Source organism: Pseudomonas sp. 86_A, assembly GCF_017491705.1.
GTDB lineage: Bacteria > Pseudomonadota > Gammaproteobacteria > Pseudomonadales > Pseudomonadaceae > Aquipseudomonas > Aquipseudomonas koreensis.
The window spans coordinates 181913-196381 of sequence record NZ_JAFGYS010000008.1; the positions used below are offsets into that span (position 1 = coordinate 181913).

Sequence of the window (14469 nt, forward strand, 5' to 3'; positions counted from 1 at the left end):
TGAACACCAAAGATCCCTTGTAGGAGTGAGCCTGCTCGCGATAGCGGTCTATCAGACATATATGTATTGACTGACACACCGTTATCGCGAGCAGGCTCACTCCTACAGGGGATTTGTAGAGGTTTCGAAGATTGGGTTCATAACAACAATAAGAATGCTGCATCAGAGGCCCACTGCCATGGCCGCACCTGCCCCGCCGCTGTCCCACGATGCAATCATCCAGACCTCCTGGCAGCGTTGCCGCGCCTTCGGTCTCGACCACCAAAGCACCCCGGCCTTCGATCAGCTGCCAGCCGCCAGCATCGCGCAGTTGCTCGACAGTCATCACTCACTGGTGCAAACCACCCACCAGGAAGTGCTGCCGTACTACGAGAACATCCTGAGCAATTCCAATTGCCTGATCATGCTCGCCGACCATCAGGGCCAGGTGCTGACGTCGTGGGGCACCCAGCGGTTTATCGAGCCCAACCTGGCCCGGGGTTTTCGGGCCGGGGCGAGCTGGATGGAGCGCTCGAGCGGCACCAATGCGATCGGCACCGCACTGGCCTGCGAACAAGCGGTGCACATCGAGCACGATGAACACTTCCTCAAGGCCAACCGCTTCATGACCGGTTCCGCCGCACCGATTTTCGACGCCGAGCGCAAGGTCATCGCCGTGCTCGATGTGTCCAGCGACAGCTACCTGCCGCCCTCGCATACCCTGGGCATGGTCAAGATGATGAGCCAGAGCGTGGAGAACCGGCTGATCCTCAACCTGTTCCACGGCCAGCACTTTCAACTCACCTTCAACACCGGGTTGAACAACCTCGACAGCCAGTGGGCGGGATTACTGATTTTCGATGAGAGCGGTCAGGTGCTGTCAGCCAACCGGCGGGCGGACAATCTGCTCGGGGTGGGCCTGTCGCGGGTCAGCGTCGAAAGCCTGTTCAATGTGTCGCTGCTGGAACTGCTGAACCAGCCCGACGGCTTGCCGTTCGCCCTGCAGACCTCGGGACGCAACCGCTTCCAGTGTTTGTTGAAGCGACCGAAACAGGCGCCGATTCAGGCGCGGGTGTTTACTGCTGAGCCTAAGCCCGCCGTTTCAGCGGGGATCAGTCTCAACACCCTGCACTTCGGCGACAGCCGCGTGGAAAAAGCCGTGCGCCAGGCCGAACGTTTGCTGGAAAAAGACATCCCGCTGCTGATCCACGGCGAAACCGGAGTCGGCAAGGAAGTGTTCGTCAAAGCCTTGCATCAAGCCAGCTCGCGCAGCAAACAGGCCTTCATCGCCGTCAACTGCGCGGCGATCCCCGCCGAACTGGTGGAGTCGGAACTGTTCGGATATGAGAAAGGCGCGTTCACCGGCGCCAACCAGAAAGGCAGCATCGGCCTGATCCGCAAGGCCGACAAAGGCACGCTGTTCCTCGACGAAATCGGCGACATGCCGCTGCCAACCCAGGCGCGGCTGTTACGGGTGTTGCAGGAGCGCTGCGTGCAACCGGTGGGCAGCAGCGAGCTGTTCCCGGTGGACCTGCGGATCATCTCGGCGACGAACCGCTCGCTCAGGGAGCAGGTGCAATTGGGGCGCTTTCGCGAGGATTTGTATTACCGCATCGGCGGGTTGACGCTGGAGCTGCCGCCGCTCCGGGAGCGCAGTGATAAGGAGGCGTTGTTCAAGCGCCTGTGGGAACAGCATCGCGAACCGACGCAATGGGCCGGGTTGAGCCGTGAGGTGCTGGAGTTGTTCGAGCGGCATCCGTGGCCGGGCAATCTGCGCCAGGTCAGCAGCGTGATGCAGGTGGCGCTGGCGATGGCCGAAGAGCAACCGGTACGGCCGGAGCATTTGCCGGATGATTTTTTTGTCGATCTGGAGATGGAACCGGTTGAGAGCGCGCCGCCGTTGGGGGTTGATCTGAATGATGCCGAAGCGCTGAACCGCGAGTTGTTGGCAGCCGGGGGGAATATTTCGCATCTGGCGCGGCGGTTGGGGGTGAGTCGCAATACCCTCTATAAGCGGTTGCGTCAGGCGGACAGCTGACTGCTGCGCAGTCAATCGCGAGCAGGCTCACTCCTACAAGGGATTTGCGCCAGGAACAGATCACTGTAGGAGTGAGCCTGCTCGCGATGGCATTTGCCCAGACACCACACAACTATCAAACCGCCCCCATTGACCGCACCGACCAGACTGTGACGAAATGTTTCAGCTTTTCGCCCTGCCTTTGATTCAGACACCTCCCTCCTCCTGATTTTCACAGGATAAGTGCTTTGACCAACATCTGTTCCACCGGCCTTGATATCGGCTTTGCCTCTCTGGACTACCTGCAGATCGGTATCCTCGGCATCATTCAGGGCATCACCGAGTTGCTGCCTGTTTCCTCCACCGCCCACATGCGCATCGTCCCGGCCCTGCTCGGCTGGCCGGATCCCGGTTCGGCGTTTTCCGCCGCCATGCAGTTGGCCGCACTGGCGGCGGTGGTCAGTTATTTCTGGCGGGACGTCAGACAAGTGGTCGGCGGCAGCGTCGATGCGGTGCGCCAGCGGGACTTCAACAACCGCTGGTTCATCCTCGCGGTGGCCATCGTGCTGGCGACCATTCCTATCGGTATCGCCGGCATAGCGCTGTCCTCGACGCTCAATGCATGCAACTCGCCCCTGCGCGGCCTGATGGTGATCGGGATTTCCTGCGTGGTCATGGCGGTGTTGCTGGCCGCTGCTGAACTCACCTGTCGCCATCGGCGCACCGTGGACGAAATGCGTCTGCGTGATGCGCTGATCGTCGGCATTGCGCAAATTGGCGCGCTGATTCCAGGGGTGTCGCGCTCCGGCTCAACGCTCACGGCGGCGTTGTTTCTCAACTTCAAGCGTGAAGAAGCGGCGCGGTTCTCGTTCTTGCTCGGGCTGCCGGCGATTGCCCTCGCCGGCCTGAAAGAGTTGTGGGTGTTGTTCCATGCCGACCTTCCGGCAGCGGTTTGGGGCCACCTGATGTTCGGTCTGGTGATCGCCAGCCTCTCGGCGTTCTTCGCGATCTGGGGCCTGATGCGTTTTCTGGAGAAGTTCTCCACCTGGCCGTTCGTCATCTACCGCGCAGTGCTGGGGATTTTCCTGATCGTGGCCGTCAGCACCGGGGTCTTGAGCTGACACTCGCCAGAAAAAACAAAACCCGCACAAGGCGGGTTTTGTTTTAAGCGGATCAAGCAATCAGTCAGCCAGACGCCAGGTCGTGCCGCCCTTGCCGTCTTCCAGCACCACGCCCATGGCGGTGAGCTGGTCGCGGATGCGGTCGGATTCGGCCCAGTCCTTGCCGGCCCGTGCTGCCAGACGCGCAGCGATCAGCGCATCAACTTCAGCCGCATCGACACGCCCTTCGGCGCCGGCCTGCAGGAAGTCATCGGCTTCGAGCTGCAACACACCCAGCACGCTTGCCAGTTCTTTCAGACGTGCCGCCAGACCTGCCGCCGCGTCGAGATCGCTCTCGCGCAGGCGGTTGATCTCACGGACCATCTCGAACAGCACGGCGCAGGCTTCCGGCGTGCCGAAGTCGTCGTTCATCACCGTGGTGAATCGCTCGACGAAGGCTTCGCCGCCAGCCGGCGCAACGCTCGGCAGGCCTTTCAACGCGTGATAGAAACGCTCGAGAGCGCCCTTGGCGTCCTTGAGGTTGTCTTCCGAGTAGTTGATCGCGCTGCGGTAGTGGCTCGACACCAGCAGGTAACGCACGACTTCCGGGTGATACTTGTCGAGCACGTCGCGAATGGTGAAGAAGTTGTTCAAGGACTTGGACATCTTCTCGCCATTGATACGGATCATGCCGCAATGCATCCACGCGTTGGCGTAGGTCTTGCCGGTGGCCGCTTCGCTCTGGGCGATTTCGTTTTCGTGGTGCGGGAACTCGAGGTCACTGCCGCCGCCATGAATGTCGAAGGTCTCGCCGAGGCAGCAGGTGGACATCACCGAGCACTCGATGTGCCAGCCCGGACGCCCGGCGCCCCACGGTGATTCCCAGCTCGGCTCGCCCGGCTTGACGCCTTTCCACAGCACGAAGTCCAGCGGATCTTCCTTCGCTTCGTCGACCTCGATCCGCGCACCGATGCGCAGGTCTTCGATCTTCTTGCGCGACAGCTTGCCGTAGCCCATGAACTTGCCGACGCGGTAGTACACGTCGCCATTGCCCGGTGCGTAGGCGTAACCCTTGTCGATCAGGGTCTGGATCATCGCGTGCATGCCCGGAATGTGATCCGTGGCACGCGGCTCCATGTCCGGCTTCTTGATGTTCAGGCGCGCTTCGTCTTCGTGCATCGCGGCGATCATGCGCTCGGTCAACGCTTCGAACGACTCACCGTTCTCGTTGGCCCGGTTGATGATCTTGTCGTCGATGTCAGTGATGTTGCGCACGTAGGTCAGGTCGTAGCCGCTGAACCGCAACCAGCGGGTCACCAGGTCGAACGCGACCATGCTGCGGCCGTGGCCGAGGTGGCAGTAGTCGTACACGGTCATGCCGCACACGTACATGCGCACCTTGTTGCCATCCAGCGGCTTGAAGACTTCTTTGCTCTTGGTGAGCGTGTTGTAGATCGTCAGCACGTTAATTTCCTTGACGCTAAATCACTGGCCCCACGAATCACGCAGGGTCACGGTACGGTTGAATACCGGCTGACCTGGTTTCGAGTCCTTGATATCCGCGACGAAGTAACCTTCGCGCTCGAACTGGAACCGGTCTTCCGGCTGTGCATTGCCCAGCGAGGGTTCTGCACGACAACCGGTCAGCACTTGCAGTGAGTCAGGGTTGATGTTGTCGAGGAAACTGGCGCTGTCTTCGGCCTTCTCCGGGTTCGGAGAGCGGAACAGGCGATCGTACAGACGCACTTCGCACTCGATGCTGGCGGCGGCCGGCACCCAGTGGATCACGCCTTTGACCTTGCGGCCTTCAGGGTTCTTGCCCAGGGTGTCCGGGTCGTACGAGCAACGCAGCTCGACGATGTTGCCATCGGCGTCCTTGATCGCTTCGTCAGCGCGGATCACGTAGCTGCCGCGCAGACGCACTTCGCCGCCCGCTTCCAGACGTTTGTAACCCTTCGGCGGCTCTTCCATGAAATCTTCACGGTCGATGTAGATTTCCCGGGCGAACGGCAGAACGCGCACGCCCATGTCTTCTTTCGGATGGCGCGGCAGTTCGAGGTTCTCGACCTGACCTTCCGGGTAGTTGGTGATCACGACTTTCAGCGGACGCAGCACGCACATGGCGCGCGGAGCGGTTTGGTCAAGGTCTTCGCGAATGCTGAATTCCAGCATGCCGAAGTCGACCACGCCGTCGGAACGGTTGGTGCCAACCATCTCGCACAGGTTACGGATCGATTTTGGCGTGTAGCCACGACGACGGAAACCCGACAACGTCGACATGCGTGGGTCATCCCAGCCGTTGACGTGTTTCTCTTCGACCAGCAGCCTGAGCTTGCGCTTGCTGGTGATCGTGTAGTTCAGGTTCATGCGGCTGAACTCGTACTGGCGCGGGTGGGCCTGTACTGGCAGGTGGTCGAGGAACCACTCATACAGCGGACGATGGCTTTCGAACTCCAGGGTGCAGATCGAGTGGGTGATGCCTTCGATGGCGTCCGACTGGCCGTGGGTGAAATCGTAGTTCGGGTAGATGCACCACTTGTCGCCCGTCTGGTGGTGATGGGCGTGGCGGATGCGGTACATGATCGGGTCGCGCAGGTTCATGTTCGGCGAAGCCATGTCGATCTTCGCGCGCAGCACACGGGCGCCGTCCGGGAACTCACCGGCGCGCATGCGGGCGAACCAGTCGAGGTTCTCTTCGACCGAACGGTCGCGGAACGGGCTGTTCTTGCCCGGCTCGGTCAGGCTGCCACGGTATTCTTTGGCTTGCTCAGGGGTCAGGTCGTCGACGTAAGCCTTGCCGGCCTTGATCAGCTCCACCGCCCAGTCGTGCAACTGATCGAAGTATTGCGAGGCGTAGCGCACTTCGCCGGACCATTCAAAGCCCAGCCACTTGATGTCGCTCTGGATCGCGTCGATGAACTCCTGATCTTCCTTGGCCGGGTTGGTGTCGTCGAAACGCAGGTGCGTGACGCCACCAAACTCCTCGGCCAGGCCGAAGTTGACGCAGATCGACTTGGCGTGGCCGATGTGCAGGTAGCCGTTGGGCTCAGGCGGGAAACGGGTGACGATCTGGGTGTGCTTGCCCGAGTCCAGGTCTGCCTGGATGATCGGCCGCAGGAAATTGACCGGCACGGCAGGGCCGGACTTGGCATTCGAGGTAGGGTCGACAGTGGGCTTGCTCATAGGATCCTTGACTTACAGGTGCGCGGCCGCAGAGGGGCCAGACAAAACAAAGCCGCTATCATAGCCGATGCTGTCAAGGGGCTGACAGAGCACGGCCTATAAAGGAGTGCATTTAATCGCCGGGATTTGAAAAACAGCCTCGAAATTCGCGCCTGTCACGCTAAACTGCGCACCTTGGCCGAAGCAGGCTGAACCGGTTTCGGGACGCAGTGTCCGAAAACCACGAATTCCTTATAAAACGCTTCATTGAAAAAGAGCACCGATCATGACTCAAGTCAAACTGACCACCAACCATGGCGACATCGTCATCGAACTGGACGCGGAAAAAGCGCCAATCACCGTTGCCAACTTCCTCGAATATGTTAAGGCCGGTCACTACGAAAACGTGGTTTTCCACCGCGTGATCAAGGGCTTCATGATCCAGGGCGGCGGTTTCGAGCCGGGCATGCAGGAAAAGAAAGACAAGCGCCCAAGCATCCAGAACGAAGCCGACAACGGCCTGAAGAACGAGAAGTACACCCTGGCCATGGCTCGCACCATGGAGCCGCATTCGGCCTCGGCGCAGTTCTTCATCAACGCCACCAACAACAGCTTCCTCAACCACACCGCCAAGACCCCTCAGGGCTGGGGCTACGCAGTGTTCGGTAAAGTTGTTGCCGGTACCGACGTCGTCGACAAGATCGAAGGCGTTGCCACCACTTCCAAGGCCGGTCACCAGGACGTGCCAAAAGACGACGTGATCATCGAGAAAGCCGAGATCATCGAAGCGTGATATTGCTGATTTCAGACTTGCATCTGGAAGAGGAGCGCCCGGACATTACCCGGGCGTTTCTGGATTTGCTCGCCGGACGCGCCCGCTCGGCGAGTGCGTTGTACATCCTTGGCGACTTTTTCGAGGCGTGGATTGGCGACGATGCCATGACGCCCTTCCAGCGTTCCATCTGCCAGGCCCTGCGCGCATTGAGCGACAGCGGTACGGCGATTTTTCTGATGCATGGCAATCGCGACTTTCTGCTCGGCAAGGCTTTCTGCAAGGAGGCCGGCTGTACGCTGTTGAAAGATCCGAGTGTCGTGCAGTTTTACGGCGAGCCGGTGCTGTTGATGCACGGGGACAGCCTGTGCACCCGCGACGTCGGCTATATGAAGTTGCGCCGCTACCTGCGCAATCCGGTCACCCTGTTCGTCCTGCGCCATCTGCCGCTGAGCACGCGGCATAAACTGGCGCGCAAGCTGCGCAGCGAGAGCCGCGCGCAGACGCGGATGAAGGCCAACGACATTGTCGATGTCACGCCGGAAGAGATTCCGCGAATCATGCAGGAATACGGGGTGAAAACCCTGATTCACGGCCACACCCATCGTCCGGCGATCCACAAGCTGCAGCTCGGCGAGCAGGCGGCGAAGCGGATTGTGCTGGGGGATTGGGATCGTCAAGGGTGGGCGTTGCAGGTGGATGACAACGGGTTTGCCCTGGCACCGTTCGACTTCGCTCCGCCACCTCAACTGGCAGCACCTGCTAACTGACGAAACACAAAACCAATGTAGGAGTGAGCCTGCTCGCGATGGCGATATCACATTCAACATCTCTGTTGACTGATACACCGCTATCGCGAGCAGGCTCACTCCTACAATTTGACCGCGCTTCGGATCAGTGCCCGGAAGCAGCCGGGCCGGCCTTGGCCGCAAACGGCGGTTTCGCCAGCCACACAATCAGAATCAACCCCATGAACCCCCACCCAAGCAGCGTGAAGTAATCCACGGTGGAGAGCATGTACGCCTGACTGGTCAGGATCTGATCCATCTGCGCGTAAGCCGACTGGCTCGCACCGCCTAAATGATTCAAGGTCTCGCGGGTCGCCGGCTCATAGGTGCTGATGCTTTCGCTCATGTACGCATGGTGCTGGTTGGCGCGGCGAATCCAGATCCAGGTGGTCAGCGACGCGGCGAAGCTGCCGCCCAGGGTCCGCAGGAAGGTCGCCAGGCCTGCGCCATCGGCAATCTGGCTTGGCGGCAAGTCCGACATCAGGATGCTCAACGTCGGCATGAAGAACAGTGCCACACCGATACCCATGAACAGCTGCACCAGAGCGATGTGCTGGAAGTCCACCTCATTGGTGAACCCGGCGCGCATGAAGCAGCTCAGGCCAATCGCCAGGAACGCCAGCCCGGCCAGCAGGCGCAGGTCGAACTTGTTCGCGTACTTGCCGACAAACGGCGACAGCAGCACCGGCAGGATGCCGATCGGTGCCACGGCCAGACCGGCCCAGGTCGCGGTGTAGCCCATCTGGGTTTGCAGCCATTGCGGCAGGATCAGGTTGATGCCGAAGAACCCGGCGTAACCCAGCACCAGCACCAGCGTACCGATACGGAAGTTGCGGTAAGCAAACAGCCGCAAGTTGACCACCGGGTGCTGATCGGTCATTTCCCAGATCACGAACACCGCCAGCGCGATCACCGAAATCGCCGCGCCGATGATGATGAAGTTCGATTCGAACCAATCGAGGTCGTTGCCCTTGTCGAGGATCACCTGCAACGCGCCGACGCCGATGATCAGCGAGATCAGACCGACGTAATCCATCGGTTGGCGACTGGTTTCCACCGGCCGCTTGGCCAGTTGCGAGCGCACCACCATCACCGCAAAGATGCCGATCGGCACGTTGATGAAGAAGATCCACGGCCAGCTGTAGCTGTCAGTAATCCAGCCACCGAGAATCGGTCCGGCAATCGGCGCCACCACCGTGACCATCGCCAGTAACGCCAGGGCCATGCCGCGCCTCGCGGGCGGATAAACCGCAATCAACAGGGTTTGCGTCATCGGGTACAGCGGCCCGGCAACCAGGCCTTGCAGCACGCGGAAACCGATCAACTCGGGCATCGAGGTGGAGATACCGCAGAGAAACGAGGCCAGCACAAACAGAATGGTCGCCCAGAGAAACAGCTTCACCTCACCGAAACGGCGACTGAGCCAACCGGTCAGCGGCAGCGCAATCGCGTTGCTCACGGCAAACGAGGTGATCACCCAGGTGCCCTGCTCTGAACTCACCCCCAGGTTGCCGGAAATCGTCGGCAGCGCCACGTTGGCGATGGTGGTGTCGAGCACTTGCATGAAAGTCGCCAGCGACAGGCCGATGGTGCTGAGCAACAGGCTGGGCGGCGTGAAAGAGGCGTTATTGCTCATTGTGAATCCTATGAAGCCAAGTTGACGCCATGGAGCGGGCCTTTGTGGCGAGGGAGCTTGCTCCCGCTCGACTGCGAAGCAGTCGCAAGCTTTTGGGGCCGCTGCGCGCCCCAGCGGGAGCAAGCTCCCTCGCCACAAAAGCCCGCACCTGAAGGGTGTTATCTCAGCGTTGCGCGGTCTTGCTCACCGCAGCGCTGTTGTCGTGGATCAGTTGCGCAATCATCGCGTCGGCTTCGGCCAGTTGCTGGTCATAGACGTTGGTGCTGAACGAAGCCTTTTGCGGCGGTTGCTGGGCCAGGACCGGACCGCTCTGGTCGTGCAGATTGACCTCGACGTTGGTCGACAGACCGACCCGCAGCGGGTGCTTGGCCAGTTCTTCGGCGTTGACGTGAATCCGCACCGGCACACGCTGCACGATCTTGATCCAGTTACCGGTGGCGTTCTGCGCAGGCAACAAGGCAAACGCACTGCCGGTACCGGCACCGAGGCTGTCGACGGTGCCGCTGTACTTCACGCTGCTGCCGTAGATGTCGGCCTCGATATCCACCGGTTGGCCGATGCGCATGTCACGCAGCTGGGTTTCCTTGAAGTTGGCGTCGATCCACAACTGATCCAGCGGGATCACCGCCATCAGCGCGGTACCCGGCTGGACTCGCTGACCGAGTTGCACGGTGCGCTTGGCGACATAACCGGTGACCGGCGCGATCAGCGTGCTGCGCGCATTGGTCAGATAGGCCTGACGCAATTCGGCGGCGGCCTGCATCACGTCCGGGTGCGACGAGACCACGGTGTCATCGACCAGTGCACTGGTGGTTTTCAGTTGCTGTTTGGCGTTGGCCAGGGCGTTTTGCGCCGAGGTCAGGTCGTCGCGAGCGTGGGACAGTTCTTCCTGGGAAATCGCCCCGCCAGCGGCGAGGTTTTTCCGGCGGTTGTAGTTGTCCTGGGCTTTCTGCACTTCCGCCTGTTGCGCATTGACCTGGGCTTTCATGCCGTCAACGTTGCTGTACAGGCCGCGCACCTGACGCACGGTGCGCGCCAGTTTCGCCTGGGCGCTTTGCAGGCCGACTTCGGCATCGTTCGGGTCGAAGTTGATCAGCACCTGACCTTCGTGAACCAGATCACCATCGTCAGCACCAATGCTGACCACGGTGCCGGTGACCAACGGGGTGATTTCCACCACGTTGCCGTTGACGTAGGCGTCGTCGGTGCTCTCGTTGAAGCGCCCGATGAATTCGTGATACGCCCAGACGCCGGCACCGGCGAGCAGGACCACGACGACCAGCACCAGCAGCATCAATTTGCGCTTGCGCGGATTGCCGGTGTCCGGGGTGTTGGCTTGGGTTTGAGTGTTTTCGGCAGTGGCCATGACAAATACCTGAATTAGTTGTGCGGCGTGGCTGGGGTGGCGTTGGCTGCGGTCAGGGTTTCACCCTGGAAGCCGCCGCCCAGCGCTTGCATCAGTTGAATCGACAGGTCGATCTGCTCGGCATTGAGGTTGGCCAGCTGACGCTGGGCCTGCAGCAATTGCTGCTCGATGCTGAGCACGTCCAGGTAGTTGCCGATGCCGGAACCGTAACGCTGGACGACGGTGTTGTAAGAATCCTGAGCAATGTCGGTGGCGTGTTGCTGCGCGCCGATCTGCCGGCCGATATCGCGCAGCTGGTTGATCGTGTCGCTGACATCACCCAGTGCCTTCACCAGGTTTTTGTTGTATTGCGCCACGGCCAGGTCGTAATCGGCGTCGCGCGCATCGAGGTTGGCGCGCAGGCGCCCGCCATCGAAGATCGGCACCGAAATGGTCGGGGCGATGCTGAAGAAACGGCTGGCCGACCCGAACATCGCGTCACCCAACAAGGATTCGGCACCGGCGGACGCCGTAAGGTTCAGGTTGGGATAGAAGCGGGTTTTCGCCGAGTCGATGTCCTTGCTCGCCGCTTCCACGCGCCAGCGCGCGGCGACCAGATCCGGACGCCGACCGAGCAGTTCCGCCGGCAATACCGACGGCACCGCCACGGCGCTGGCTTGCAGGACTTTCGGCCGGGCGATTTCGTTGCCGCGATCCGGGCCTTTACCGAGCAGCACCGCCAGGGCGATCCTGGCGCTGTTCAAGCGTTTTTCCGCATCGATCAGGCTGGCTTCGGAGCTGGCCTCAAGGCTTTGGGTCTGCTGGAACTGGTACTGGCTGTCGATCCCGGCACTCAAGCGGCGCTGGCTCAGATCAAGCATCTGCCTGGTACGCTTGAGGTCTTCGTTGGCCAGGTCGTAAACGATGTGCGCCTGCCCCAGGTCGCTGTAGGCCCGGGCCACGTCGGCGGCGAGGGTCAACTGTGCAGCCTGGCGGTCGACTTCGGCGGCGCGGGCCTGACCGAGTGCGGCTTCCCAGGCATCGCGCTGGCCGCCCCACAGGTCGAAGTTGTAATTGAAACCGGCGCTGACGTTACGCACGGTGGCGTAGGCATCGCCCTGCCCCCGCGGGTCTTGATCCTTGGCCAGGCGCGAACGGCTGATGCCGGCGCTGGCGTCGAGGGTCGGATAACGTTCGGCATCGGCGGCGTACGCGGCGGCGCTGGCTTGATGCGCACGCGCTTCGGCGATCTGCATGTCCGGGCTGTCGTGCAGGGCTTCGCGAATCAGGCCATCGAGTTGCGGATCGCCAAGGCTGGTCCACCAGTCGCTTTTCGGCCACGCGGCCGGCGACAGGGTCACGCCGCTGAGGGACTGACGGGCGTTGAGGCTTTTCGCATCAAGGCTTTGGCCCTGAGTATTGAGGCCACTGTAGTTGGCGCAGCCGGCGAGGATCATCGCCGACAGCACCAGAGTCAGGCTGCTGCGCAAGGTTTTACCGCTCATTGTGTTCACCTAACCGCTGGATAGTGATCGGGTCACCGGCTGCCAGCAGGATTTTCTTGAGGATGTATTCCAGGGTCTTCAACTCGTCCGTAGTGACGGCGCCGGCCAGTTCATTCATTGCATCGGCGCCGATGTGCGGCAGGCGATCGGCCAGTTGCTGGCCCTGCTCGGTGAGCTTGAGCTGGACCTGGCGGCGATCGCCTTCGCTGCGTTGGCGAGCCAGGAAACCTTTCTGCTCCAGACGATCGAGCATGCGCGTCATCGAACCGCTGTCCAGCGACAAGTGCCGGCACAGCTCGGCCGGGGTGTCGACGCCGAACTGGGCCATGATGATCAACACCTTGAACTGCGCGGCGGTGATGCCATGGGGTTCCATGTGGGTGTCGATGATCCGGTCCTTGAGCAGCGCGGCACGGCCCAGTAACAGGCCGAGATGGCAGTGTTTGAATTCGTCCGGGGTGAAATGCTTCATGTACTCACCTAATAACTGCCTAGGCAGTGAATGTATGTCGAGATGTTACTGCCTAGGCAGCGAATGTCAACGTAATAGTTAGGTTGCTTTGTAATTAGTTGACCAGTGGACTGGGTTTTTGTGTTGCCCGCACTGACGCTTTCGCGAGCAGGCTCGCTCCCACAGGGTCACGCGTCAGCCAAACAATATTGGCAAGGACCCAAAACCTGTGGGAGCGAGCCTGCTCGCGAAGGCAGCGACTCGGTGTAACGTCGGTCAGGATTCGTCGGAAGGATGCGCAGATGGCGGCTGAACAGGATGCACCTCCCGCCCGCGCAACGCAGTCAGCGCATAACCACAGGCGCGTTTGATCACCGCATAGATGCTGTGCCAGCCCGGCGGAGCCGGCTCGATGGCCGCATGCAACGCCCGCGCGTAGTCGAGCACCAGACCGGGTGTCCAGGCCATCGCCTCGGCACGCTTGCGCACCTGCGCCGCGACCCAGAACTCGGGGCTGAAGATCACTCGGGCGAAATCGCGCATGCTCGAATGCCCGTGATTCATCGCCCCTTCAAGCGCTGCTTCGAGGCTATGGGCGACAGCACTCGAACAGTTGCGGCTGGTGAGGTTGTAGGTGTTGTTCTGCCGATACTCCGCCCAGAACGCCTGCAACCGCCGGGCGTCGTAGTGGGCAAAACTGACCTGGACCGAAGACGGACACCAGTCCGCGACCTCACCGGCATAATCCGGCAGAAACCGCCCTGGGACGTCGTTGTTCGGCGTCGCCCGCAGCAAGCGCACGAAATCCCCGGCCGACCGGTCAATGTCGTCCAGCGGGTAATGGCTGATGTAAATGTCCGGACCGCATTCCAGCGCCGCATGGCCGGCGGAGATCACGCCGTTGATGTCGACCGCCGCGATATAGCGGTTGAGGAGGCGGTTGCGCACCAGGGTGTCATCAACGGTGCCGCTGGGTGTCCAGACATGGATCACCAGCGCGGTGCCATCTGCCGGCCCACTGACCGGGGAAGGGTTTGCGGGCGATGGCTGTTTTTTGAAGCGCACGGCCTGCTGCAACAAGGCACAACCGGAGAGGAAAATGCTCATGCCAATGCAGAACGGCACCGTGCCCTTATACAGCGTCGGGTACGGTTCAAGGATGAACAGACCGAAGCCGATTTCGAAAAGCCCGGTCAGCAGCGACACCTGCCAACCGACAAAGCGCACCACCACCGCCGCCGCCAGCCGAAAGCCGCCGTCGAGCAGAAACGCCACACCAAACAGCACCGCCAGAATCAGGCTGGCGGCATGTTGCCGGTCGACGATCAGCAGCCCGAGCACCAGGAACGCCAGCCCCCGCACCTTGCGCAGCGCCGCCGCCGTCCCGGTTTGCGGTGCCGGCACCAGCAGAATGATCAGGGCCTCGAGCAACAACAGATAGCCGAAGACATGCAGCGGAAAATACAGCACGCCGTCCAGCGCATCGATGAAAATGGCGACCCCGGCCGCGCCCCAGACAATGCCGGTCAGCGCCAGCGCAGACCAACGCTTGCGGACAAAGTCGTGACCGAGCAAGACCATACTCAAGCGAACCATATGCGCCCCTGTTCTCTTCGGGCAGCCGCCAACCGCGCAGCGCTTGAACTGCGGTGAGTCTAATTCATTCTGGAAAAGCCGGATCGCGGCGGTGCGATCCGGCTATTGATGGCGCAAC

Annotated in this window: 11 protein-coding genes; 4 read left to right on the forward strand and 7 right to left on the reverse strand. The window is 61.2% G+C overall.

The genetic code is table 11. The features are described from left to right. Positions 1 to 178 precede the first annotated feature (178 nt). Both J5M57_RS14230 and J5M57_RS14235 read left to right on the forward strand, forming a co-directional pair. Complete coding sequence (locus tag J5M57_RS14230) at positions 179 to 2017, forward strand: sigma-54-dependent Fis family transcriptional regulator (protein ID WP_207849654.1); 1839 nt, start codon at positions 179 to 181, stop codon at positions 2015 to 2017. A 227-nt stretch (positions 2018 to 2244) separates the two neighbouring features. Further along, a complete protein-coding gene (locus J5M57_RS14235; RefSeq protein ID WP_207849655.1) occupies positions 2245 to 3117 on the forward strand; it encodes an undecaprenyl-diphosphate phosphatase in 873 nt (290 codons plus the stop codon). 60 nt (positions 3118 to 3177) lie between these two features. On the opposite strand, the gene cysS is transcribed toward J5M57_RS14235, so the two are convergent. Then, entirely contained in the window at positions 3178 to 4560 is a 1383-nt protein-coding gene (cysS, locus tag J5M57_RS14240; RefSeq protein WP_064586980.1) for a cysteine--tRNA ligase, read from the reverse strand. Positions 4561 to 4581: 21 nt separating this feature from the next. Then, positions 4582 to 6279 (reverse strand): glutamine--tRNA ligase/YqeY domain fusion protein, encoded by a 1698-nt coding sequence (locus J5M57_RS14245; protein WP_169840622.1) that lies wholly within the window; start codon positions 6277 to 6279, stop codon positions 4582 to 4584. A 265-nt stretch (positions 6280 to 6544) separates the two neighbouring features. On the opposite strand from J5M57_RS14245, the gene J5M57_RS14250 reads away from it, so the two are divergent. Beyond that, positions 6545 to 7051, forward strand: a complete 507-nt coding sequence (locus J5M57_RS14250; protein WP_169840623.1) for a peptidylprolyl isomerase — start codon at positions 6545 to 6547, stop codon at positions 7049 to 7051. Beyond that, positions 7048 to 7800 carry a UDP-2,3-diacylglucosamine diphosphatase gene (gene lpxH / locus J5M57_RS14255; RefSeq protein WP_207849656.1) on the forward strand — a complete coding sequence of 251 codons (753 nt, stop codon included), beginning with the start codon at positions 7048 to 7050 and terminating at the stop codon, positions 7798 to 7800. The genes J5M57_RS14250 and lpxH overlap by 4 nt, the downstream gene beginning before the upstream one ends. Positions 7801 to 7924: 124 nt before the next feature. Here lpxH and J5M57_RS14260 read toward each other — a convergent pair whose 3' ends face one another. The 5 genes from J5M57_RS14260 to J5M57_RS14280 all read right to left on the reverse strand — a co-directional run bounded on the left by J5M57_RS14260 (position 7925) and on the right by J5M57_RS14280 (position 14351). After that, positions 7925 to 9454, reverse strand: a complete 1530-nt coding sequence (locus J5M57_RS14260; RefSeq protein ID WP_207849657.1) for a DHA2 family efflux MFS transporter permease subunit — start codon at positions 9452 to 9454, stop codon at positions 7925 to 7927. 163 nt (positions 9455 to 9617) lie between these two features. Next, a complete protein-coding gene (locus J5M57_RS14265; protein WP_207849658.1) occupies positions 9618 to 10820 on the reverse strand; it encodes an HlyD family efflux transporter periplasmic adaptor subunit in 1203 nt (400 codons plus the stop codon). Between the two features lie 14 nt (positions 10821 to 10834). Then, entirely contained in the window at positions 10835 to 12304 is a 1470-nt protein-coding gene (locus tag J5M57_RS14270; protein ID WP_207849659.1) for an efflux transporter outer membrane subunit, read from the reverse strand. Further along, positions 12294 to 12776, reverse strand: a complete 483-nt coding sequence (locus J5M57_RS14275; protein WP_064586973.1) for a MarR family transcriptional regulator — start codon at positions 12774 to 12776, stop codon at positions 12294 to 12296. Before J5M57_RS14275 ends, J5M57_RS14270 begins: the two co-directional genes overlap by 11 nt. A gap of 255 nt (positions 12777 to 13031) precedes the next feature. Continuing rightward, on the reverse strand, positions 13032 to 14351 hold the full coding sequence (locus J5M57_RS14280) for a DUF308 domain-containing protein (protein ID WP_207849660.1): 1320 nt from the start codon (positions 14349 to 14351) through the stop codon (positions 13032 to 13034). Positions 14352 to 14469 lie beyond the last annotated feature (118 nt).

Coding starts and splice junctions, on each gene's coding strand:
- J5M57_RS14230 (WP_207849654.1), top strand. CDS start 179: ATGGCCGCACCTGCCCCGCCGCTGTCCCACGATGCAATCATCCAGACC.
- J5M57_RS14245 (WP_169840622.1), bottom strand. CDS start 6,279: ATGAGCAAGCCCACTGTCGACCCTACCTCGAATGCCAAGTCCGGCCCT.
- J5M57_RS14250 (WP_169840623.1), top strand. CDS start 6,545: ATGACTCAAGTCAAACTGACCACCAACCATGGCGACATCGTCATCGAA.
- J5M57_RS14260 (WP_207849657.1), bottom strand. CDS start 9,454: ATGAGCAATAACGCCTCTTTCACGCCGCCCAGCCTGTTGCTCAGCACC.
- J5M57_RS14265 (WP_207849658.1), bottom strand. CDS start 10,820: ATGGCCACTGCCGAAAACACTCAAACCCAAGCCAACACCCCGGACACC.
- J5M57_RS14270 (WP_207849659.1), bottom strand. CDS start 12,304: ATGAGCGGTAAAACCTTGCGCAGCAGCCTGACTCTGGTGCTGTCGGCG.
- J5M57_RS14275 (WP_064586973.1), bottom strand. CDS start 12,776: ATGAAGCATTTCACCCCGGACGAATTCAAACACTGCCATCTCGGCCTG.
- J5M57_RS14280 (WP_207849660.1), bottom strand. CDS start 14,351: ATGGTTCGCTTGAGTATGGTCTTGCTCGGTCACGACTTTGTCCGCAAG.